Below are 22,876 nucleotides of genomic sequence, written 5' to 3'. Positions count from 1 at the left end.
CTCCCGCTACCCATGAAGTCAGGATGATCAAGAGATCACGAAGTGACCCGCTTTTGATCCGCTGTCCGTGGTCCTCGTTTCACCCGTTGCCGACAGGCCCGATGTTCATGGCGGTCTGCTTGAGCCCGCTGACGACCCCGGCGTACCCGGGCGGCGCGTCACCGACGACGGTCCCGGTGGCGGTGACCATCACGGTGGCGAACCCGGCACCGATGGCGGCGAAGGCCGCGGCCATGGCCGTCCATGTAGTGGCAGGACCGAGCCGGGACAGCCCCGCGATGCCGACCACGACGAGGACCGTACCGGCGATCGCGGTGCGGCGCGCACCGTACCGGCGCAGTGCGGCGACCGCCGCGGGTGAGCCGAGGACCATGAGCACGGTCAGCGGGAGCACGCGCAGACCGCTGGCGAGTGGGTCGAGGCGAAGTACGTCCTGGAGGTAGAAGGTGGCGCTGAACAGCGCGCCGAACAGGCCGGCGGTGGTGACCAGCAGGATCGCCATCGACGCCGTCACCGCTACGGACCCCGCTACGGCTGGTGGAACGATCGCGTGCGTCGTGCGGCGTTCGTGCCGGGCGAGCACCGTTGCGACGCCGATGACGGCGAGGAGTTCGAGCAGCGTCGGCGCGGTGGTCCATCCCCGCGCGGGCACGTCGGCCAGGGCGTGGACCAGGATGGCGAGCACGGCCGCCAGCAGGCCCGCCCCGGCGAGGTTGAGCCGTGGAGAGTCTGCACGTTGAGGTGCCGGCGTCCGCACGGCGAGGGCGAGAACGGCGATGACGAGCGCGAGGGGCACGTTGACCCAGAAGACGGCGCGCCACCCCAGATGAGCCACGAGAACACCGCCCAGGAGCGGACCGGACCCTGCCGCCACCGCGATCGCACCGGTGCGAATGGCGATCGGCCTGCCGAGCCGGTCCGCGGGATGCGCCAGCCGTAGCAGCGCGAGCGTCGCAGGTTGCAGGAACGCGGCGAACCCGCCCTGCACCGCGCGCAGGACGATCACCCAGCCGACGCCCGGCGCGAGCGCGATCCCGGCCGAGGCAGCCCCGAAACCGAGGACGCCGACGAACAGCAGGCGCGGGTGACCGTACCGATCCCCGAGACGCCCGGCGATCACGAGTAACGCGGCCACGGCGACCAGATAGCCGGTGCTCGTCCACTGGATCTGCGCCACGCTCGCGCCGAGATCACGCTGCATGCCGGGCTGCGCCATGAGCAGGATGGTTCCGTCCAGTGCGACGATCACCGCGCCGACCACGCTGACCAGAAGTGCGATCTGCCGCTGTACGGGTGCGGTCATGAGGTCACCGGGCCGAGATGGGCGTCCAGAACTGCCGCGATGAGCCGGTCGCGTTGGTCGTCGCCGGGGTCACCGCCCAGCGGTGGGGTGCCGAGGGCGAGTTGCAGGCTGCCCCAGGCCCACAGCTGGGCCATGCCGTGCAGGTTCGACCACAGGGCGGCGGCAGTCACCGCGGGCGGCGGTCCGGCCTCGTTCGGCCCGTCGGCGTTTCGCGCGGCATCCCGCTCCGACCGGCATCGGGCGACGAGTCCGGTGAAGTGCCCGAACAGCGGGATGGTCGACTCGCGCAGCCTCGGTTGGTCCGATGCCTGCGCCGCGCCGTCGAGCAGGTCGTGCCGCCACATGAGCTCGAACATGCCGCGGCGTTCCAGTGCGTACCCGAGGTACGCCCGCGCGAGGGCCTCCAGTTGGCCGCGCGGTGTGGTCGTGCCGGCGACTGCGTCCTCGAACATGGCTGCGAGGTCCTCGAAGCCGCGACGGCCGATGGCCGAGAGCAGCGCGTGGTGCGTGGGGAAGTACCTGCGCGGCGCCCCGTGCGACACCCCCGCTCGACGGGCGATTTCCCGCAGGCCCACGGACGCGGAGCCCTCGGTCAGCACGAGGTCGACCCCGACGTCGATCAGCCGCTCCCGAAGGGAGCCTCCATCAGTCATAGACAGTGTCTACCAGGCGGTTGTAGACACTGTCTACTCGCGGAGTGAGTGATCGTTCTCCATGGCAGCCCCTGGGCGCGGATGACCGCGGCGACCGCCGTGGTCGTCCGCACCCGGGGCCGGCCACGGAGCCGACCGGTGGTCCGTGCCGCTGTCAGTGGTCGTGGCGATCGCAGTGGTCGTGACCGTCATGACCGTCGCCGCCGCCGTCGCCGTTGCCGTCGTGACCGTGGTGCTCGTGGTACTTGATCGTGGTGGGGTCGGTGGCCGTGCGGATGGTGGTGTCACCGCCTCCGGTGACGGTAGCGGTGTTGGTGACCCGTTCAGGGGCGTCGCAGGAGACGTCGACCTTCAGGGTGACGGGCGGGTAGCTCTGCCCGGCAGGAAGGACGTCGCTGCGGGTACAGGTGAGGGTGGCCAGGACGCAGTTCCACCCGCTGCCGGTGATCCTCTCGGCCGCAAGACCTGCGGGAAGGACGTCGTGGACGGTCACCGTGCCGCCGTCGGTCGGGCCCGCCGCGCTGGTGTTACCCACCGTGATGGTGTAAGTGCCGTCCTCGCCCCGGACGAAGGGGCCCGTGTGACTCTTGGCGATGGTCAGGGAGGGTGGGACCGGAATCACCGTGAATGCGAGGCCGGTAGTTCCGGTGCCGACGGCTCTGTCGGTGCCGCGGTCAGTGGTGGCGGTGCCACCGGGTTCGGTCCGGCCGGTGGTGGCGGTGCCGCTCGCCAGCGCCCTCCCGTCGTCGACCCGGGCGACGTGCGCTCCCTGAACCGTGGCGGTCCAGGCTGCGGCCAGGACGACCGCCAGGACGGCCGACCCGCCCATCATGACCGACCCCGCCTTGCGGGCCCGCACCCTCAACCACGATCCGAACATGCCACCCGTACCTTCCGTGCCGCGGCTCGCGCCGGCCCGCCCTCTCCCATGCCTGAACACCGACATCTCCGTTTCCAAACCGCCGACAACAAGCCATGGACACTCATCGTGACATTGATGCCACTCCCTGCTTCAGCAAGTGGGCTCGCGCTCACGGACTCGTCGGTGCGGCGAGCACACGGGCCCCGGCAACCACAGCGGATGGGCACATGGTGCGCCAGCGCCAGCGCGCCGGCGAGGCTGACGCCGACGCGAGGGAGCGGTGACGCGCTCGATGACCACCACCGTGCGTCGCCCACGGAACAGGTCGGCCCGGCGCGGGGACGGGGCTCGATCGGAGTGGTCACCGGCGGCGCCGGACGAACTTGAAGAGCGAAAGGCCCAGAGCGGCGAGGACGAGGGCTGAGAGCCCGGCGACCGCAGAAGCGGGGAAGTACCCCTGCTGGGCGGCCGGCGCGGCGACTGCTCCAACGCTGCCGGGAGTCGTCGGGAAGGTGACGGTGGCACGCGTGGCGTGCTCGACCAGGCCGCTTCTGAGCGTGAGCTCCGCGGTCCACGGGCCCGGCAGCCTTGCGTCCAGCGGGACGGCCACCTCCGCGGCGTCGCCCGGAGCCAGCGTGGTGCCCGGCTCGACCGGGAACGGTCCGGCGCGCCGTCCGCCCGGCCCGTCGACGAGGGAGAGCGCCCCGCCGATGTCCAGGGCGCGGGACCCCGTGTTACGGATCCGGGCGCGCGCCTCTTCCCGCCCGTCGCCGGCTCGTGTCGGATAGAGCCGCTCGATCCTGAAGTCCGACGGTGGTTCACCGCCGGGACCGACGTCGATGTACATCCGGACGCCCACCCGGCCGAGGAACGTCACATTGTGCGAGCGGTCCGTGGGGGTGTCCGTCTGCGCCCAGATGACGCCGTATCGCTCCCCGGCGACCGCGTCGCCGGGGACCCGGATGGTGGTGCGTACCCGCGCCGTTTCGGAGGCCGCCAGCTCAAGGTCCGCCCTGTCGAACGACGTCCAGCCGGTCAGCTCGTTGGGGGTGCGCTTCGGCGCGAAGGTGGCCTTTCCGTTCGTGATGGTGGCCGCCGCGGCGTAGACGTTGACGTGCATCGGCACAGACGACTTGTTGGAGACCTCCACCCGCCGCTCGATGGTCGTGCCGGGCGCGACGTGGTCGACGATGTAGGCCTGCGCCCTGGGATCGGCACGGCGGCTTTCCGGAACGTCAAGCAGCCTGATACCGATGCTCCTGCCCGCAGCCGGGTCCTGCGGGGAGGACGCCCCGGGCGCTCCGTGCCCCGCCGCCGGCATCACCCCGGCCGCCTGTACGAAGGCCAGCACCAGTAGCACGACCCAGTACCGGCGCGCCCCCGTCATCCCATCAGGCAACGGACTGGGTCAGCGTACCGGTGTAGGTCCCGCCGACGGCGCTGGCGGGGACGTTGACGGAGATCGTCGGGTCCCAGGTCGCGGTGTTGTCTCCGACACCGGCGGTCCCGCTGAGCACCGTCTGCGCGGTGTTGCTCAGCGTCACGTTCGTGGGAGTGACGGTGATGGTACCGGTCGTCGTCACCACCCCGACCGTGTAGGTGGCGTCGGTGGCGGGTACCGTCGACGTACCGTTCACGAAGTCCGTCTCCGCTGCGGTCACCGTCCAGGAGGCCGACAGGAGGGCGCGGTCGTCGGTGACCGTGCAGGGGCCGATCGGCGCGCTGATGACGGTGCCGGGCGCTCCCGAACCGAGGTTGGCACTGGCCGGTACCGTCAGCGTCAATGCGCCGGACGTGACGGTGAACGTCTCCGTGGTGCTGGGGTCGCCCGCTGCGACGGCAAGGCCCGGCTGGACCGCGACGAGAGCAGCGGCTGCGGCCGCGACGGACAGGATTCGTGAACGCACAACAACTCCCGAAGTGACAGCCCGCCAGCACACATGCTGGTTGACAGCGGACACGCAGATTGACGTGGCGTCAGGAAAGCGGGCGGGGCCCGTTCACGCAAGCCGACGCACGCCGCACTCCCCCGGACGAATGACCACATTCCAGCTGGAACGAAGCCCAGCACGCCCTTCGACGGGGAGGAGGACGCGGTAGTCGGCGAGGCAGCCGCGCTCGATGCCCTGGCCGAGGGTCCAGGTGGAGCAGGTCTTGGTGCCCGGTCAAACGCGTTGTCGGGGCAGCAGCCTGCTGTCAAGATCGTCTGGTGAACATGCCGCAGAACCGGAGCGCCCCTTCCGTACGCCCCATCACCGACACCGACGTTCCCACCGCGGTCGACACCCTCGCCCGCGCCTTCGCCGACTACCCCTTCACGCGGCACGTGATCGCGGCGGATGGCCATGAGGAGCGGATACGGCGTTACCAGGAGCTGTGCCTGACCCGCATCGGCATGGTGTACGGCCGGGTCTGGGTCGCCGACGAAGGCCGCGCCGTGGCCGTCTGGGCCGTTCCCGGCCGGGACCCCTCACCAGTCCTCGCCGAACTCGGGCCGGTCCTCACCGAACTCGGCGGCGACCGGGCCGCCGCTTCCGAGAGCGCCGACACGGCCATGGCCCCGTACCGGCCCGAGGAGCCGGGATGGTTCCTGGAGACCGCGGCCACCGCCCCCGAGGCTCAGCGGAAGGGCCTCGGCAGCGCCGTACTGATTCCCGGCATCCAGGAGGCCGAGCGCGCCGGGTATCCGGCGTTCCTGGAAACCTCCAGCGAGGCGAACGTGCGGTTCTACGAACGCCTCGGCTTCAGGGTCACCGCCGACGTCCGGCTCCCCCACGACGGCCCGCGCACCTGGTGCATGCGCAGGGATCCTGAGGCGGTGCGGCGGTGCCGTGCCGCAGGGTGACCACGACGAGCACCCGGTGCTGACCGTCGGCGGGAAGAGCGCGACGGTCCCCGCCCGGGGGCACCGGGCCACCGGCGGTGAGCGATGGTGCACCGGGTCGCGGGGAAGATCGCTGGGTATAGTGCAGGCGTTTCGGGGGCCGACCACCGGAAGTCTGTTCGACCTCACGCGTCACCTCGCGTTCGTCGACATCCATGAACGCCGCGGGAGCCCCGCTGACCACGTCGCCGAGGAGGCCGTCCCATGGAACCCGTCACGCTGATCACCGGTGGCTCGACCGGAATCGGCGCCGCCACGGCCCGCATCCTGCTCGACCACGGCCACCACGTGGCCGTCACCGGACGTGACGCGGACAAGCTGGCAGCCTTCGCCACCTCGGCCGGAGCGGGCGAGCGGCTGCTGACGATCACCGGCGACACCAGTGACGCGCACGACGTCGCCTCCGCGGTGCGCCACGTGGTGGACCTGTGGGGCCGGCTGGACAACGTCATCGCCAATGCCGGTTTCTCGTTGCCGGGCAACCTGGAGAGCCACGCCCCCGAGGACATGCGCGCCATGGTCCTCACCAACGTCCTGGGACCGGCCCTGCTGGTGCGCGAGACCCTGCCGCACCTCAGGGAGTCCAAGGGCCGGATCGTGATCATCGGTTCGGTCGCCGGGGTGCGCAACACGCCTGGCAACCTGTACTCGGTCACCAAGTGGGCCGCGCACGCGCTGGCCGAGAACACCCGGCTGCTGGTCGGCAAGGACGGCGTCGGCGTGACCGTCGTCGCCCCCGGGGTCGTGGACACCCCGTTCTGGGCCGAGCGCGGCGGCACCCCCGACGCGTCGCCGTCGATGACCCCTGATCAGGTCGCGGACACGATCGCCTTCGCCATCAAGCAGCCCGCGGGCGTGGACATCAACCACATCACCGTGCGGCCTACCGGGCAGCTGGGCTGACGCCGCGCTCCCGACGACCGTACGGCAGGGCGCCTTCGGCCTGCGCTGCGAGGGACGCGGCGAGGCCGAAGGCACTTTCAGATCGGCCTCTGCAGTAATAACCTAATGATCAGACTTTAAGGGGCGGGGCATGTCGACCGGCAGAAATAACGCCGCGCTCCATAACGTGCACATACAGTTCGAGCGTGATCAGGGATGACGACCCTCCGGGGAATTCGCAGGCTGCCGATGTCGCCGAAAATTCTCTGCCGAGCCGACGCGAGCTGCTCAGAACCACCGTTTCGGCAGTCGGCGCCGCAGGCTTTGTCGGCGTGCTTGCGGACGGACATGCCTACGCGGTCAATTCTTCACCGGGGTCGGATGCCCTTCGACACGGTCGGCGCCACCCGCAGCCTTCGCGGCCACCGGGAGGCGCGCTCGATCCGTCATCCGTACCCAAGTACCGAACGCCGCTGTTCCTTCTCGGGGAAATGCCCAGCGCGGGCCGGGACTCCTACCGCATCGCGATCCGTCAGTTCCGACAGCAAATGCTGCCGATCGGGATGCCGGCCACCACGGTCTGGGGCTACGGAGCCGTGGGCCACGAGCAGACATTCCATACGCCGGGCTTGACCATTGAGGCCCGTGTGGACCGGCCGATCACCGTGACATGGGTCAACGACCTCGTCACCTCTCGCGGCTTCCATCTTCCCCATCTATGCGCTGTGGACCCCACCTTGCATTGGGCGAACCCTCCTGGCGGAAGGGGCGGACGTGATGCGCGGCCTACCTTCTCGGCCACCCCCGGGCCGTACACGGGACCGGTGCCCATCGTGACCCATCTGCACGGCGGGTACAGCCGGGAAGAGAGTGACGGATACCCGGAAGCCTGGTACCTGCCGGCCTCTCGTGACATTCCTCGTGGATACGCTCGTGCAGGTACCTATTACGACCGGTTCGCCGATCAGTTCCGTGACCGTTACGGCATCCGCTGGCGCCCCGGGTCGGCCACCTTCGCGTACAACAACGATCAGCGCCCCGCAACCCTCTGGTACCACGATCACACTCTGGGCATGACTCGGGTGAATGTCTACGCGGGCCTTGCCGGCTTCTACCTGCTGCGAGGCGGACCAGCCGATCTCCCCCCGGGAGCACTTCCCGGGCCGGCACCGGGGCAGGACGGGCGAGGCGGGCGCGACCGCGCCCATCCCTACGAAATCCCCCTGGTGGTCCAGGACAAGTCCTTCAACGCGGACGGGTCGGTGTTCTTCCCCAGCAGTCGTGGATACTTCGGGGACACCCCGCCGGACGGTCCGTGGATCCCGGGTACCGATGTTCCGCCCATCTGGAACCCGGAGTTCTTCGGCACCACGATGGTCGTCAACGGGAACACCTGGCCGGTACTCGACGTGGAACCGCGGCGATACCGCCTGCGCATCCTCAATGCGAGCAACGCCCGTACCCTCATCCTGAAGATCGCGGCTGACGCCACGGCCCCCCGCCCCGTCAACCCCGCGCTGCCCTTCTGGCAGATCGGGAACGACCAGGGATTCCTGCCGGCTCCGGTCCAGTCGGATCAACTCCTGCTCGCCCCCGCGGAGCGCGTCGACGTGGTGGTCGACTTCACCGGCGCCCCGGTCGGCACCGGGCTCTACTTGATCAACGAGGGCCCGGACGAGGCGTACGGCGGCGGCGCACCGGTCACCGACTTCGCCCCGGCGGATGTCACGACCACAGGGCAGGTCATGAAATTCAGCATCGTTCCCCTTGCCTCCACCGACACCAGTGTCCCGCCGTCGCAGATCGCGCTTCCTCCGGTCCCGGCGCTTCCCGGGAGCCGGGCGGTCCGGAAGCTGTCGCTCAACGAAGAGGACTCCGCGTACTTCACCGGCGCGCCCACCATGGACATGCTCGGCACGGTCACGCCAAGTGGCTCGGCCACCCCACTCGCGTGGTCGGACCCGGTCACCGAGACGCCGGTGAAGGGCGACACCGAAATCTGGGAACTGCACAACTTCACCAGCGACGCACACCCGGTCCACATTCATCAGATCGGATTCCAGGTCCTTGACCGCCGGGCGATCACGGGCGGCGCATCGTCACCCCCGCAACCGGGGGAAGGCGGGTACAAGGACACCGTGATCGCATTGCCGAGTCAGATCACCCGCGTCAAGGTGCGCTTCGGCATCGCGGGACGGTACGTCTGGCACTGTCACATTCTGGACCATGAGGACAATGAGATGATGCGGCCGTTGCAAGTACTTGATCAGCGCAGCCATTGAGGTCCTCTCGGCGGTGATCACTCGGCGGCGGGATGAGAAGACCGGCCGCCGCACGGCCCCGCGGACATCCTCCGCGAACTCCTCGACGGCACGGGGCCGCTGACCGCAGACCACCGCTCACCGGTGCGCCGTGCGGCGCGGGCACCGGCCCGGCCGGGCGGCATCGCCGGGCGTGGTCATCCGGGCTGCGTGCTGGTCTGCGAGGGGCAGGCGGTTGAGCTGGTCGTTGCCGGGCGCGAGGGTACCGGGGTCAGGGGTGTGCAGACAGGTGTGGCGACTCCGATGAGTTCGACCAGGCCGTTACCGCCGGTGGGCGGGACGACTTCGGACCAGTTGTTGGCAAGCCAGACGTTGCCGGACTGGTCGAGTTGGATGGCGGTGAGGTGCTGGATGGAGCTGCTGCGATAGCCGTGGGGCGGCGTCAGCAGCGAGCCGGTGGAGGAGCCGGGTGGACAGGTGCTGGTGTTCACGCCGCACAGGACGGAGACGGAGGGGGCGCCGAAGCCGGCGACCCATACGCGGTCGGAACCGTCGATGGCCACGGACCAGGGAGCGATGGCGGTCGGCAGTCCGTACACGCCTGTGATCCTGCCGCTCGGCCCGATCTCGGTGACCGAGTTGCTGACGAAGTCGGGCACCCAGACGTTGTTCTTGGAGTCGACGGCCAGGCCGAGGGGCCAGTCGAGCGAGCTGTCCTTGATCGGCGAGAACGAGGTCGGCTTGAAGTCGGGCCCGATCACGGTGACGCTTCCGCCCGCGTGGCCCTCGGGCACGCGTGTGTCCAGGAGCCTTGCCCCGTTGAGGCGGGCGTTGGTGACCCAGGCCCGGCCGAAGCCGTCGATCTGGATGGAGAACGGGTGGTCGAGGCCGCCGCCCTCGATGGTGATCGCCTTCGAGGGGTCCCCGTGCGGGTAGACGATCACGCTCCCCTGGCCGCGATTGCCTTTCAGACCGTAGAAGTTGGCGATCCAGACGTTGCCCTTCTGGTCGACCGCGGTGCCCTGGGGGTGGTTCAGGTCGCCGTTCTTGAATCCTGTGCCGGGTGAAAGCGGGTTTCCGGTCGACGAGTACTTCGACATGGCATCGCCGCCGTAGCTGGGCACCCACACGGAGCCGTCGTGGTCGATGGCGATGCCCCAGGCGCCCGCCTTCATGCCGCCGCCACTGATGGGGCTGTTCAGGACGGGGTCACCCACCGGATCCTGCACGGTGACGTAGGGGCTGGGGTTTCGTGTTCCGGGCAGCCAGTTGTTGGAGGCCCAGACATTGCCCTTGGCGTCGATGGCCATCCGGCCGGGGGCGTAGACATCGGGTGGGGTGTAGTGCAGGGCCAGGACCCAGGCTTCCGGTGCCGCGGTGAGCGCAGGGGTGTAGGTGTGCGCCCGGCCGGCCAGGGCGTACAGCTCTCCGGTGGCCAGGCTCGGGTTGTGCGCGAGGTTGAGCACGGCTTGTGCCGTGTCGGCGGGAGTGGTCCCCTGCTGCGGTGTTGCCAGACGCAGCACGTCCTGGCACCGGCCGGTGTCCGCTTCCGGCGCGCAGAGGGAGACGAGGTCGGCCAGGGTGCCCATGGTGGCCAGGGTCTCGTTCCTGGTGCCGTTGTTCTGGTCGGTGACGACCTTGCCGGGTTCTCCCGAGGCCGGGTCGGCGAGGTTGTAGGACGTCGCAGCAGCGTTCTCCAGGCCGGGGCTGGGACCGGTGATGCCGTGCTGGTCGGTGAACTGGGCCAGTGCGTAGGTGGCGGCGACCGTGGTGAATTCGTTGACCGTGACAACGGATTCCCGGCGTTGTGGCACGCCGCCGCCCGGGCCGATCCCCACGACGGAACGCAGACGCAACGACCGGTCGCCGTGGGGCGCGGCGTCGACGTACAGCACCGAGCCCGTGGCCTGGGCGGACCGGATCTGGAAGGCTCCCCCGGCGTCGGTCGTGGCGCGGCCCAGATTCCGGACGCCCAGGCGGTCTCCGGTGAGGAGAGTGACGTCGGCGTGAGGCAGCGGTTTTCCCGCGCTGGTGACTGTGCCGTGCAGCGTCGGCGGCGTGCTGGGGGGCGGGGCAGCGGGTAGCCCCGCCAACGCCAGTGCCGCGGTGGCCAATGCCGCCACGACAGTGACCGGCCGGTGCCGGGAGAGCTTGGCCGGTGCCATGACGCGTGGCGTGTGGGGCGCGGACCTACGGGGGCGGTTCATAGCGGGAGGCACGGTCAGGTCCTCTCATGATGTCGGCATGATGCCGAGCCTTCGCCTGCGGACCGACTACCCGAGCGACGCGCCGAAGGGTCTCGCTGCGTGTTCGCGGGGAACACGCCCTGTCGAGGCGGGCGCTCGGAGCGACGGTGATCAGGCACCGGGGTTCCGGCGCGGTCGGCCCTATGCGTTGCTGTTCTCCGCGTTGGCCGGGTCGCGCAGCGTGAACCATCCGATCTTGCGGCCGGCCAGCCAGATCAGGCCCAGGTAGAGGCCCGGGCCGACCTGACGGACCTCGTCTCGCACGCCTGCGAACACCAAGGACGTGTGGGAATAGTCGATGACGATGCACTCCTGGTCGTCCAGACGGCTCGGTCCTGGTCCGACCGTGGCGACGATGGACAGGATGTCCATGGCGGTGAGCCGGTTGCTGAGGTAACCGTCCGGGCTGAAGACCTTGCCCCGCCACGCGGTCAGGTTCACCAGACTGGTGATCAGCCGGGCTCCCGCCCGACCTGCCACGGGGAAGACCGCCCGGCCCTCCATCGGACCTATGGGGATCTCACCGGCCGAACTCTTGCGAAACAGTTCCTCAAGCCGCTGATCGTCGGATGTGAGCAGTTCAGCCTCTGTAGTCATCGCAGCCTTCCTCGCTCCCGCACCCGTGCGGTCATGGACTGGTCTGTGAGCGACCGGCACACCATGCGCGCTCAGCGGAAATCCGCTCGACCCGCGACCGGACCGGCGCTCAACGAAGCCACAGGCGCACGCAGCGGAAAGACACCGTGAATCCCGACATGGACGCTTGATCACTGTTTTGGCGTGCAATCCGCCGCTGAATCCATCCTGGCCCACCGCCGCGGGGCTCACCACCGCTGCCTACGGCTGAGGTCCGCGCAGTCGCGCACGGTCGAAGGAACGGCCGGTGACCGTGGACAGGGCGCACGGCCGGGACGGAGGGGCTTGCCGGCGCTTCCGGAGCCGCGCCCCCTGGCTCGGACTTCACAGGCGGACGGGCAGGTGGCGGGGTCCGCGGAGCATGGCGTTCTGCCGGTAGGGGGGCGGGTCCTGGACCAGGCTCGCCGTCGCGAGGTGGGGAAGCAGCGCGCCAAGCGCGGCGTAGGCCTCGACACGGGCCAGGGGGCCGCCGTAGCAGGCGTGGATGCCGCTGCCGAAGCCGAGGTGCTGGTTGTCCTGGCGGGCGGGGTCGAACCGGTCGGGGTCGGGGAACCGCTCGGGGTCACGGTTGCCGGAGGCGAGGGCCAGGATCACGGAGGCGCCTCGGGGGATGGGCGTGCCGGCGACGTCCACGTCGGCGTGCGGGATGCGCTCGCGCATGTGGACCGGGGGCTCGTAGCGCAGCAGTTCCTCCACCGCACGCGGCAGCAACTCTGGTTCCCGGCGCAGCCGGTCCAACTGCTCGGGCTGGCGCAGGAAGGTGAGGGCGCCGTTGGCGATCAGGTTGACCGTGGTCTCGTGTCCGGCGATGAGGAGCAGTACGGCGGTTTCCGCGAGTTCCTCCTGGGTGAGCCGCAGGGCCGGGTCCGGCTCGTTGACGAAGGCGGAGAGCATGTCCTCACCCGGCGTGCCCCGGCGCTGCTCGGCCAGGTTCAACAGGTAGCCGCCCAACTCCATCCGTGCCTGGTCACCGCCCTTGTCCGGCTCGGCGGAGTCGTCGTCGGGCCTGACGTCGGCGGCTGCGACGATCGCGTCCGACCAGGCCCGGAAGAGCGGCTCGTCCTCGTGCGGCACGCCGAGCAGGCGGCAGATCACGGTGACGGGCAGCGGGTAGGCGAAGTCGTCGACGATGTCGACCTGGTGCCCCGCCTCGAACGGCTCCAGCAGTTCCTCGGTGATCCGGTCGATCTCGCCACGCATGCCGTCGACCCGGCCAGGGCTGTGCGGAGGCCCGAAGGGCCGCATGGCCAGGGTGCGCAGCCTGTGGTGCTCGGGGTCGTCGAGCCGCAGGAACGGCGGCTTGTGGGTCACCTCGCCACGGGTGCGGGGATCGGCACTCATCCGTGGGTCGTGGAGCAGAGCGGCGATGTGGTGGTAGCTGCCGATCAGGTAGCTGCCGTCGGCCTGCGGCACCACAGGACCGGCCTCGCGGAGTTCCGCGTACAGCGGATAGGGGTTGGGACGGCTGGCGTAGTCGGTGATCCGTGCGAGCAGGGTCGCGGAGTCCATGGTGGCTCCTCACAGGGGGCGGGATGTGGGCTACACCACCGTCAGCCGGCGGTCCGGAAGGTGCCCGGTGAGTGCGACGGTCGGGCCGTGGGACAGCACGGAGGGGTCCGGTACGGCGGAGGGGATCGTGATGTCGGCCGCGATCGCACGGTCCTGTGCGCCGGTCGGGGGCGGGAAGGGGGCGGCGGTCTCGATCAGGTGCCGGTAGTAGTCGAGCGCCTTGGCCATGTCGACGGTGACGGCGGCGGTGACCCGGCCCTGGTAGCCGTAGACCATCGCCAGACGGCGTGCCTCCAGGGACCCCTGGGCGATGACCACGTGGTCGGAGTAGGTGGGGACGCCCACCGACTTGATGTTGAGTCCGAACTGGGTCGACCAGAACACCGGTAGGGCCAGGTGCGGGCGCTGCAGCGGCCCGGGGTTGACCATGTTGTGGGCCGCGACCGCGGCCTGCTCGACCGCGTTGCCCCAGTGCTCCAGGGAGAGCATCTGGTAGCCGAACAGCGGGTGGGGGAAGCGGGAGACGTCGCCGGCCACGAAGACGTCGTCGGTGACGATCCCGTACATGGTGAAGGCCCGGCAGCCCGCGTCGCAGGCGATGCCGCGTGGGCCCGCCGCCAGCCCGGACTCGGCCAGCCACTCCACGTTGCGGATCGCGCCCAGCGCCACGACGCACACGTCCGCCTCGACGCGGCTGCCGTCGGACAGCTGCGCGCCGGTGAAGGCGCCGTTGCCGTTCAGGGCGGTGACTGTCACCCCGGTGCGCAGGTCCACGCCGTGGTTGCGCTGCATGACGGCGGCGAGCTTGGACAGGGTGCCGCCGAGCGCACCCACCAGGGGTGCGGGGCCGCGTTCGGCGACGGTCACCGCGAGGCCCAGTTCCCGGCAGGCGGAGGCGATCTCGGAGCCGGTGAAGCCGCCGCCGATCACCAGTACCCGCTCCGGTCCCGCGGCCAGCCGCTCGGCCAGTCCCGCGCCGTCCTCGCGCGTGCGCAGGGTGAACACCCCGTCCAGGGCACCTTCCTCCGGGTTGGGCCAGGGCCGCGCACGGGTTCCGGTGGCGATCAGCAGCCGGTCGTAGGGCAGCGACTCGCCGTCAGCCAGCAGCACCCGTTTCGCCAGCAGGTCCACACCGGTGGCGCGCACGCCCAGGCGCCACTCGGCGTCCGGGTCCCGGCGCATCGGCAGCTCCAGGGTGTCCGCCGTCGCCTGCCCCAGCAGCACCTGCTTGGACAGCGGCGGCCGGTCGTAGGGCGCATGGGGCTCGTCCCCGACCACGGTCAGCGACCCGGCGAAGCCCTCCTCGCGCAGCGCCTCCGCGGCTCTCAGCCCGGCCAGCGACGCGCCGACGATGACGATGAGGCCGTCTTTCAGGTCACCGGCCACCGGTGCTCACCTCTTCCCCGAGGAGGATCGCCTGCACCGGGCACGCCGCCGCGGCCTGGCGTACGCGATCCACCTGGTCGTCCGGGACGGCCGTGGCGTACAGCAGCCCCTCCTCCCCGTGCAGCTCGAACACCTCCGGGGCGAGGAACACGCACTGTGCGTAGCCCTGGCAGCGCGTGAGGTCGACAACGGTCCGCATCTCCACCACTTCTTCCTCCGTTGTCACACCCCCCTCATCTCCAGCATGGGGCCGGACCCGGGTGCCTGCATGCCTCGTGGCGAGAGCTGTGGTTCGGGTCGGCGCGATGGAAGAAGTGGACGAACTCCGGAGAACGGCCTTCCCGTTGCTCGTCAGGATTCAGCGGTGACGCCTTCTCCTGCCCCCTGCTGATGCGCCGGGACGGCGCAGCCCACCCACCGCAGGCAGGCCGCGCCCCTTGACCGGGGATCGGCCTGGCAGCACCGGTTTCGGCCGGTGCTGCCGCCCTGTGGCGCGTCCGGGCGGCCTGGCAGCCGCCACCGGGCCCAGAGGAATTCGCTGGCGCGATGCGCGCCGAAGACCGAACCTGGTCAGCGTGCCAGTACCCAAGTTCGAGATCCGCGCCCTGCACACCGCCTCCACGGTGACCGTCTACCAGGCGTACCGCCCCGAGATCGGCCTGCCGGCCGCACGGGACGGGCGGTTTCCGTCGGCGTGGAAACGGGACCGGATGACGTGGATCAAACCGTCGTTCCTCTGGATGATGTACCGCTGCGGCTGGGCGGCGAAGGAGGGCCAGGAGACCGTCCTCGCGATCGAGATCAGCCGCGAGGGCTTCGAATGGGCCCTGCGGAACAGCTGCCTCTCCCACTACGTACCCGGGCTGCACGCCGACCGGGCCAGCTGGAAGCGCGATTCGAAGCGGTCCCCGGCCCGCGTGCAGTGGGATCCGGAACGTGACCTGCACCTACAGCCGCTTGCGCACCGCTCGCTTCAGCTCGGCCTCGCCGGGGAGGCCGCCAGGCGCTTCGCGGACGAGTGGATCGTCTCGGTCGAGGACGTCACCGCGCTCGCACGGACGGTCCACGCCCAGGTGCGGGGCGGGAAGCCGGACGCCGCGCGGGAGCTGCTTCCCGTCGAGCGCCCCTACCCGACGGACGACACGCTCCTGGCCCACCTGGGCGCCTGAGCTGCTGCTGCCGAGTCCCCGTGCCCCTTCGCGAGGATCGCCGCGAACCAGCCGTTGTTCTCGGGCCTTGCCCGCAGCGGACAGCTCGTCTCCACACACCCTCCGGCTACCGCGCCTCGAACGAACCGGTCCCCGGTGCTGCTCGGCGCCGGGGGCGGTCGACCACCCCCGGCCTTGTCGCGAAGGCCGTGCGCCGGCATCGACATGCCGCACGTACCGGGACGGACTCAGGCGTTGGCCGGGGGCGGCCCGCCCGTGGTCGTGGGGGACGGTGCCCGGTCACCGTCCCCACCGGTGTCCAGGAACTCCCTGATCGCGAAGGCCAGCGCCACGAAGAAGGTGATCCACAGCCCCACCGCCCAGGTCGGGTATGACCAGGTCGCCAGGATCACGGCCGCCACCAGCAGGATCAGCACGCCGATCCACCGCTTGAAACGGTGTACGAACGGGCCCACCGGGCCGAGCCTCATGCCGAGCGAGTACAGCGCACCGCGCAGCGAGCCGATGATCCGTCGGCAGCCGGTGCGCACCGCGACCGCTGGTCGGGAGGGACCGACCAGGAAGGCGCCGACGGCGGTGACCACGGCGACGGTGCCGACCGCGCGGACGGTGGCGCGCATGAACCGGATCAGGGTGTCGTAGACCGTGCCGGCGGCTGCCTGGCTGGCGCCGGGCGGCAGGTGGTCGAGGTAGAACGCGCGGAAGATCGTGAGCGTGATCCCGAGCAGGAGCATGGCGAGCGCCACCCCGACGGCGGCGCCGACCAGTGCCCGGCGACGGTTGACGGCGAGGAACACACCACCGGCGGCGATCAGGACGGTGACGACCGGCAACCAGGCGCCCATGATCTCCAGCAGCCGGAGGTACGACTTGACCTTGCCGATGTCGTCGGAGGCGAACACCACGAAGTCGGTGTGCACGTCCGGGATCTTCGCCGCGACCCCGAGACCGGCGTTGACGAGCTCGTCCTTCACCTTGGCGATCACGGGCGCGAGATCGACGGCGACCTGGTTGTTCTCCAGTTTGATCGCGCCACCGCCCTGGCCGGTGAGCGCCTTGTCCAGGGAAGTGTGCACGGCCCGGTTGGCCTCCACCCACACGGTCTCGAAGGCGCTGCTGGTGACCACCTTGTTCACGACGGAACCGACCAGCTGGGTCAGGCCGCTCCTGATCGGACCGCTGAGGTTGTTGATGAGGTTCGCGGCGTTCTGCGGCACGCCCTGCTGGGCGGCGGCATCGGAGAGCTCCTTCACCAGGGCGTTCACATCGATCTGCTCCAGCACGACCTGGGTGACCCGGCTGGTGACTGCCGCCTGGACGTCGGGCTGGGTGGCGAGCGGAGCGACGGTCCGGACGTACCGGTCGGTGTCGCCCACGAAGTCGGACGTCCACACCGCCAGCACCGACAGCAGGGACAGCAGCGACGCGATCACGATCAGCACCACCGCGCCCGAGGTCCGCCACCGATGGTGTTCCCTACCGCGCGGCGGCGTGGCCGCCTCGAGTGCGGCGATCCGCGCCCTCAACTGCGCGACATCTTCCGCTACGCCGCCCTGCACGCCCTCACCTCCGGCCCCGGCCGGGGACGCGGGAGCGGGCGGCACCGGTTCGCCGGATCCGGGCGCGGCGGAGCCCTCGGGCCCCGGCGCTCCTCCGTCCTCGGGATCGCGACCGGGTTCGCTCGACGCCATCGCACACTCCTCGGGTCAGGGCACCATGTCAGGTCAGAGCACCATTCCGCTCACCCCACCCAGGAGAAACGCTGCGTCACCGGTCCACCAACCGATCCGGGCATCCAGGTATCGCCCATCCGGCTCGCGCCGGAGCAAGAAGATCGGCCCCGGGCCGGCTCCGACCGGCCAGACAGGTTCGGCAGAGGCCTGCGTTCAGGGCGACGCGCACCGGTTCCCGGTGACGCCGGTCCTGACTTCCGGCCCCTCGCAGGCCGCGGCCCGTGCTGAATCCACGACCGAGCGGTGGATATGCTCCGGCGGTGATGTACCTCGTCCGTTCTTCCGAACGGACGAGGTCTCGGCTTGGAACGGAGTCTCGGGAATTCATGGTGATCGGTCGTCATCAGGAACGGGCGATCATCGCCGACGTGCTGTCCCCCCGATCGGCGTCGCCCGTCGCTCTCCTGCTCGGCGAGGCGGGGGTGGGCAAGACCCTGCTGCTGGACACCGCGGTCCAGGAGGCGGAACACGAAGGCTCTCGCGTCCTGAGGGTGCGGGGCAGCGTCGCCGAGAGCGAACTCGCGTTCGCCGGCCTCCACCAGCTTCTGCTGCCCGTCCTCGACGGCGTGCACGAGGACCTGCCCGCCCGTCAGCGGGCGGCACTGCTCGGAGCCTTCGGGCTCAGCGAGGACCTCACTCCCCCGGACCCGATGATGGTGAGCCTGGCCGTGCTGACGCTCGCCTCACGGATCGCAGCGGCACGTCGACTGCTGCTCGCCGTCGACGACGCCCAGTGGCTCGACCAGGGCACCTGCCAGGTTCTGGGCTTCCTCGCCCGGCGGCTCGCGGGCGAGTCGATCGGGCTGATCGTCGCGGTGCGCGGCACCCGCCGGCCCCACTGGCTGGACCCGACGGTGTCGCAGGTGGTGGTGGCTCCCCTGCCCTCGGCCGAAGCGGAGGAACTGCTCGGCGCACAACCCGATCCGCCCGTCGGCCTGGCCCGGCGCCAGGTACTGGCCACCGCCGCCGGCAACCCCCTCGCCCTCATCGAGCTCGCCCGGCAGACGGCACGGGACGGCCGGCTCCCGCCCGTCGGGCCGGTGCCGATCACCGACCTGTTGGAGGACACCTTCGCTGCCCAGGCGGGCGAGCTGCCGCAGGCCACCCGCGAGGCCCTGCTGATCGCGGCCGCGGCGGAGGGCGTGGCCCTGGCGGACGTCCTGGCCGCCCTCCCGCCGGGCTCGGACACCGACGTGTGGCTGCCGGCCGAGCGGGCGGGACTGATGCACGTGCGGGCGGACCGGATCGAGTTCCGCCACCCGCTGGTCCGTTCCGCCGTCTACGGCGCCGCGCCCTTCGCCGAACGGCGGCGGGCGCACCTGGCACTGGCGGCCGCGCTCGGCGGCGACCCCGACCGACGGGCCTGGCAGTTGTCGGCCGCGACGGTGGCCCCCGACGCCGCGGTCGCCGCCGCCCTGGAAGCCACCGCCATGCGTACCTTCGGGCGCGGCGCCGTCGCCGAAGCCCTGGCCGGGCTGGAACGGGCCGCCCAGCTCCACCCGGACGCGGGTGAACGGGCCAGGCTCCTGTCGACCGCGGCCTACGCAGCCGTACTGGCCGGGGACCTCGACCGGGCCGAGACCCTCGGCGCGGAGGCGTCGTACCTCGCTCCGGATCCGGCCGCGACCAGCTGGATCAGCGCCCTGAACGGGCTGATCGCCATGCTGATGCTGCGCTTGGAACGAGCGTTCGCCCTCGTCGTCGGCGAGGAAGCACCGCCCGCGGGGCAGCTCGCCGAGGACGTGTCCACGATCGCGACCGGGATCGTCTACCACTCGGGCCTGGCCGCCCAGCGCGAGCGGATCCGGCCGCTGCTGACGGCCCGCGCAGCGCAGGACGGCGATGCGGTCGGCCGGCCCTTCCACCTGTGGGACATCGGCGTCACCGACCCCTTCGTCCACGGGAACACCGTGCGCGCCCTGCTGCCCTCGGTCACTGCCGCGCCCGGCCTCGTCCCGACCGAGACCCACACCCTCGGCGTCCTCAGCATGCTGCTGGACGAGACCGAGACGGCGGTGAGCCTGCTCGGGGAAGTGGTAAACCCGCAGTGGGAGGACGCGGCCGACTTCCACGGGGGGATGACGGCCGTGGACCTGGCCTGGGCCAACTTCGACTGCGGCCGGTGGGCCGACGCACGCCTCGGCGTCGAGCGGCTCGCGGAACGCTTCCTGGCCGGACACCACAACCTCGGCCCGGCACGGGCGCTCACCGCGCTCGCCACCGTGTGCGCGGTGACCGGCGAGCCCGAGACGGCACTGCGCCACGCCTCGGCGGCCCTGGCCGTCACCGAGCCGGCCCGAGCGCTCGCCACCGTGGTCCGGGCCTGCCGGGCGGCCGCGCTCGCCGCCACCGCCCTCGGCGACCACCACACCGCTCACCTGCACCTGAGCTCCCTCTTCAGCGGCTCGGGGGCACCGGTGCACTACCACCTGTCGTGCTACGCGGTCGCCGACCACGCGGCGGCCGCCGTCCTCACCGGTCATGCCGAACAGGCACGGGCCGCCCTGCACGAGGTGACCGCCGCCGTCGGCGCGGGAGCATCGGCGCGGCTGCGGCAGATCCTGCTCCGGGCCACCGCGCTGCTGGCAGAACCGGACGCGGCCGGCGCGCTCTTCCGCGAAGCGCTGGAGGATCCGGCCGGACAGCGCTGGCCGTTCGAACGGGGACAGGTCTGGTTGGAGTACGGCGAGTGGCTGCGGCGGCAGCGGCAGATCGCGGAGTCCCGAGCAGCTCTGACGAGGGCCCGTGAGATCTTCCGCGGTCTGGGCGCCGTCCACTGGGTGGAGCGTGCCGAGGCGGAACTACGGGCGGCGGGCGTCAGCGTCGACGCCGCCCGGCACAGCGTGCTGCGCTCGCTGACACCGCAGCGGCAGCGGATCGTACGGCTCGCGGCCCAGGGCCTGACGAACCGGGAGATCGGCGAACGCCTGTTCCTGTCGCCGAGGACCGTCGGAACCCACCTCTACCAGGCCTTTCCGGCCCTCGGCGTGACCTCGCGCAGCCAGCTGCGCGACGTGGTGGAGCGGGAGGACGGTTCCGGCCCGGACCGGTGACGGCGCAAGTCATGTGACGGATGGCTGAGGCGCCGAGCGGTCCGAGAGTAGGTGGGGAACCACCCGACAGCACCCGGAGTCCTCCATGTCCGTCGCCCTGCCCGAGCACACGTCCGCCACGCCGTCACCCCGCGACCATGCCGGTCGCTGGCACGCGCTGGTGTCCGACACGTTCGTCCCGCTCGACGTGATCCTGCACGGACACGCGTCCCCGGTCGGGACGATCACCAGCCGACAGCTCGGCCGGCTCCGGATATCCGAGGTCGAGGCGGGCCCGCAGACCGTGTCACGCGGCAGGCGCCGCATCTCCCAGGGCGGTGCGGAGTTCCTGACGGTCACCCTCCAGCACCGTGGCACCGCCCGGCTCACGCAGGACGGCCGGCAGGCACTGGTGGGGCCGGGCGGCTTCACCTGCTCCGACGCGGGCCGTCCCTACGTGCGGGAACATCCCGAACACTTCCGCGTCACCGTGTTCCGGCTGCCCAAGGCAGCGCTCGGGGTGACGGACGACGAGCTGCGAGCAGTCACAGGTACGGCGTTCAACGGCGGTTCGGGAACCTCCGGGCTCGTCGCCGGCTACCTGGAACAACTCGCCGCACAGGCGGCGGACTTCGACCCCGGCACCGGGCACCGGCTCGCCCTGACCGCCGCCGACCTACTGGCGGCACTGGTCCACGAGCGCCGGGGCCTGCCCGTCCAGCGGTCCGCGCAGGACGCGCGGAGCATGCTCGCCCGTATCGAGGACTACGTCCTGCGCCACCTGGGTGAGCCCGACCTCTCACCCGCCCAGATCGCCGACGCGAATCACATCTCGGTGCGCTACCTGCACAAGCTGTTTCGCGCCGAGGGAACGACGGTCAGCCGCTGGGTGCAGCGCGAGCGGCTGGAACGCTGCCGACGCGAGCTGTCCCGCCCGGCCACGACGGCGCCGGTCATATCGGGGGTCGCCCGCCGCTGGGGCTTCGTGAGCCCCTCCCACTTCAGCCGGTCCTTCCGGGCGGCATACGGCATGTCCCCCCGTGACTGGCAGGCCATGTCCTGACGACGGCCCGGGATGCGGGAGTCCGCCGCGAGCTCGTCCCGGCTGGCGGCGGGGCTGCGGCGGCCACCGGCCCGGTGCGGTTGCCCTCGCCGGCGGCGGAGGCCGGCGTGGAGGTCAGGGCGATCGCGACGCCGAGCCGAGGACGGCGACGGCGGATCGCAGGGACGTGCGGCGAGTCGGTACGGAACGACTCCCCCGTACGGACATGACGGGACAGCCCAACAGCCCCTCGACTACGAAGACTTCTGGCTACGATCACGGCCATGGCCCTCTACGCTCCGACCGAGCCGTACGACTCCGGGTTACTCGACACCGGTGACGGCAACCAGATCTACTACGCGCAACTCGGCAGCCCTCAGGGCAAACCCGCCGTGTACGTCCACGGCGGCCCGGGGGCGGGCACGGTACGGCGGCCCCTCAGGGCCTGGGACCCGGAGCGCTACCGGGTCATCCTCTTCGACCAGCGCAACTGCGGCCGCAGCACACCGCACGCCAGTGACCCGGCGGCGGACATGAGCCTGAACACCACGCAGCACCTGATCGACGACATGGAGCGGCTGCGCGAGCACCTCGGCATCGAGAAGTGGCTGGTCAACGGCGCCTCCTGGGGGGTGACCCTGGCGCTGGCCTATGCGCAGCAACACCCCGAGCGGGTCAGCGAGATCATCGTCCAGGCCGTGATGACGACCAGCCGCACCGAGCTCGACTGGCTCTACCGGGGTGCGGGGCGCTTCCGCCCCGAGGCCTGGGACCGGTTCCGCGACGGCGTCCCCGAGGGCGAGCGGGACGGCGACCTGCTCGCCGCGTACGCGCGGCTGATGGAGCACCCGGACCGCGCCGTCCGGGCGAAGGCCGCGGCCGACTGGCTGGCCTGGGAGGACGCGGTGATCACCGGCGAGCCGAACAACTCGCCCGGCATGTACAGCAACAGGGAGGTGGACGAGCAGATCGCGTTCGTCCGGATCTGCTCCCACATCTTCAGCCACGGGGCCTGGCTGGCCGAGGACCAACTCGTGCGCGAGGCGGCCAAGCTGTCCGGCATCCCGGGCATCATCGTGACCGGCCGCCACGACATGGGCTGTCCGCCGCAGACGGCCTGGGAGCTGGCGAAGAACTGGCCGGGCGCCAGGCTCCACATCTCGGACGACTCCGGCCACATCGGCAGCCCGAGCATGGTCCAGGTCGTCCACGACGCCATCGAGGAGTTCAAGATCCGCTGACCGCTACCACGCCACCAGCCACCACGGCGCGGACGAT

Annotated in this window: 18 protein-coding genes; 7 read left to right on the top strand and 11 right to left on the bottom strand. The window is 70.9% G+C overall.

All coding sequences use genetic code 11. The annotated features are described in order from the left end of the window. Positions 1 to 79: 79 nt before the first annotated feature. The 5 genes from ACFV1W_RS29120 to ACFV1W_RS29100 all read right to left on the bottom strand — a co-directional run bounded on the left by ACFV1W_RS29120 (position 80) and on the right by ACFV1W_RS29100 (position 4,725). A complete protein-coding gene (locus ACFV1W_RS29120) occupies positions 80 to 1,303 on the bottom strand; it encodes an MFS transporter (protein WP_380420224.1) in 1,224 nt (407 codons plus the stop codon). Beyond that, the gene (locus tag ACFV1W_RS29115; protein ID WP_380420223.1) at positions 1,300 to 1,956 is read right to left on the bottom strand and encodes a TetR/AcrR family transcriptional regulator; all 657 of its coding nucleotides are present in this window, start codon (positions 1,954 to 1,956) and stop codon (positions 1,300 to 1,302) included. The genes ACFV1W_RS29120 and ACFV1W_RS29115 overlap by 4 nt, the downstream gene beginning before the upstream one ends. A gap of 154 nt (positions 1,957 to 2,110) precedes the next feature. Further along, positions 2,111 to 2,836 carry a hypothetical protein gene (locus tag ACFV1W_RS29110; protein WP_380420222.1) on the bottom strand — a complete coding sequence of 242 codons (726 nt, stop codon included), beginning with the start codon at positions 2,834 to 2,836 and terminating at the stop codon, positions 2,111 to 2,113. A gap of 343 nt (positions 2,837 to 3,179) precedes the next feature. Beyond that, positions 3,180 to 4,205, bottom strand: a complete 1,026-nt coding sequence (locus ACFV1W_RS29105; RefSeq protein ID WP_380420221.1) for a peptidase — start codon at positions 4,203 to 4,205, stop codon at positions 3,180 to 3,182. A gap of 4 nt (positions 4,206 to 4,209) precedes the next feature. After that, positions 4,210 to 4,725: a hypothetical protein gene (locus tag ACFV1W_RS29100; protein WP_380420220.1), complete on the bottom strand. Its 516-nt coding sequence runs from the start codon at positions 4,723 to 4,725 to the stop codon at positions 4,210 to 4,212. A gap of 308 nt (positions 4,726 to 5,033) precedes the next feature. On the opposite strand from ACFV1W_RS29100, the gene ACFV1W_RS29095 reads away from it, so the two are divergent. From ACFV1W_RS29095 to ACFV1W_RS29085, 3 genes are all read left to right on the top strand, one after another. Further along, a complete protein-coding gene (locus ACFV1W_RS29095; RefSeq protein WP_380420226.1) occupies positions 5,034 to 5,663 on the top strand; it encodes a GNAT family N-acetyltransferase in 630 nt (209 codons plus the stop codon). A gap of 243 nt (positions 5,664 to 5,906) precedes the next feature. Continuing rightward, positions 5,907 to 6,605 (top strand): SDR family oxidoreductase, encoded by a 699-nt coding sequence (locus ACFV1W_RS29090; RefSeq protein ID WP_380420219.1) that lies wholly within the window; start codon positions 5,907 to 5,909, stop codon positions 6,603 to 6,605. A gap of 185 nt (positions 6,606 to 6,790) precedes the next feature. Then, entirely contained in the window at positions 6,791 to 8,866 is a 2,076-nt protein-coding gene (locus ACFV1W_RS29085) for a multicopper oxidase family protein (RefSeq protein ID WP_380420218.1), read from the top strand. Between the two features lie 176 nt (positions 8,867 to 9,042). Here ACFV1W_RS29085 and ACFV1W_RS29080 read toward each other — a convergent pair whose 3' ends face one another. The 5 genes from ACFV1W_RS29080 to ACFV1W_RS29060 form a co-directional block, all read right to left on the bottom strand. Next, a complete protein-coding gene (locus ACFV1W_RS29080) occupies positions 9,043 to 11,010 on the bottom strand; it encodes a hypothetical protein (protein WP_380420217.1) in 1,968 nt (655 codons plus the stop codon). A 222-nt stretch (positions 11,011 to 11,232) separates the two neighbouring features. Next, positions 11,233 to 11,688, bottom strand: coding sequence for a hypothetical protein (locus ACFV1W_RS29075; RefSeq protein ID WP_380420216.1), 456 nt, complete (start codon positions 11,686 to 11,688; stop codon positions 11,233 to 11,235). A gap of 363 nt (positions 11,689 to 12,051) precedes the next feature. Continuing rightward, positions 12,052 to 13,236, bottom strand: a complete 1,185-nt coding sequence (locus ACFV1W_RS29070; protein ID WP_380420215.1) for a cytochrome P450 — start codon at positions 13,234 to 13,236, stop codon at positions 12,052 to 12,054. Between the two features lie 30 nt (positions 13,237 to 13,266). Beyond that, positions 13,267 to 14,622, bottom strand: coding sequence for an NAD(P)/FAD-dependent oxidoreductase (locus ACFV1W_RS29065; RefSeq protein ID WP_380420214.1), 1,356 nt, complete (start codon positions 14,620 to 14,622; stop codon positions 13,267 to 13,269). Next, complete coding sequence (locus ACFV1W_RS29060) at positions 14,612 to 14,821, bottom strand: ferredoxin (protein WP_380420213.1); 210 nt, start codon at positions 14,819 to 14,821, stop codon at positions 14,612 to 14,614. Before ACFV1W_RS29060 ends, ACFV1W_RS29065 begins: the two co-directional genes overlap by 11 nt. Before the next feature lie 376 nt (positions 14,822 to 15,197). Here ACFV1W_RS29060 and ACFV1W_RS29055 point away from each other — a divergent pair, with 376 nt between their 5' ends. Beyond that, on the top strand, positions 15,198 to 15,791 hold the full coding sequence (locus tag ACFV1W_RS29055; RefSeq protein WP_380420212.1) for a DUF4291 domain-containing protein: 594 nt from the start codon (positions 15,198 to 15,200) through the stop codon (positions 15,789 to 15,791). A gap of 227 nt (positions 15,792 to 16,018) precedes the next feature. Here ACFV1W_RS29055 and ACFV1W_RS29050 read toward each other — a convergent pair whose 3' ends face one another. Next, the gene (locus ACFV1W_RS29050) at positions 16,019 to 17,224 is read right to left on the bottom strand and encodes a hypothetical protein (protein ID WP_380420211.1); all 1,206 of its coding nucleotides are present in this window, start codon (positions 17,222 to 17,224) and stop codon (positions 16,019 to 16,021) included. Positions 17,225 to 17,850: 626 nt separating this feature from the next. On the opposite strand from ACFV1W_RS29050, the gene ACFV1W_RS29045 reads away from it, so the two are divergent. From ACFV1W_RS29045 to pip, 3 genes are all read left to right on the top strand, one after another. Continuing rightward, positions 17,851 to 20,577, top strand: coding sequence for an AAA family ATPase (locus tag ACFV1W_RS29045; protein ID WP_380420210.1), 2,727 nt, complete (start codon positions 17,851 to 17,853; stop codon positions 20,575 to 20,577). Between the two features lie 85 nt (positions 20,578 to 20,662). Beyond that, positions 20,663 to 21,619, top strand: a complete 957-nt coding sequence (locus tag ACFV1W_RS29040; RefSeq protein WP_380420209.1) for a helix-turn-helix domain-containing protein — start codon at positions 20,663 to 20,665, stop codon at positions 21,617 to 21,619. A gap of 263 nt (positions 21,620 to 21,882) precedes the next feature. Beyond that, a complete protein-coding gene (gene pip / locus ACFV1W_RS29035; RefSeq protein ID WP_380420208.1) occupies positions 21,883 to 22,839 on the top strand; it encodes a prolyl aminopeptidase in 957 nt (318 codons plus the stop codon). Positions 22,840 to 22,876: the final 37 nt, after the last annotated feature.

Source organism: Kitasatospora sp. NPDC059648, assembly GCF_042734825.1.
Classification (GTDB): domain Bacteria; phylum Actinomycetota; class Actinomycetes; order Streptomycetales; family Streptomycetaceae; genus Kitasatospora.
The sequence above is the reverse complement of the archived record's forward strand: the minus strand, read 5'-3'. Positions and strand labels throughout refer to the sequence as shown.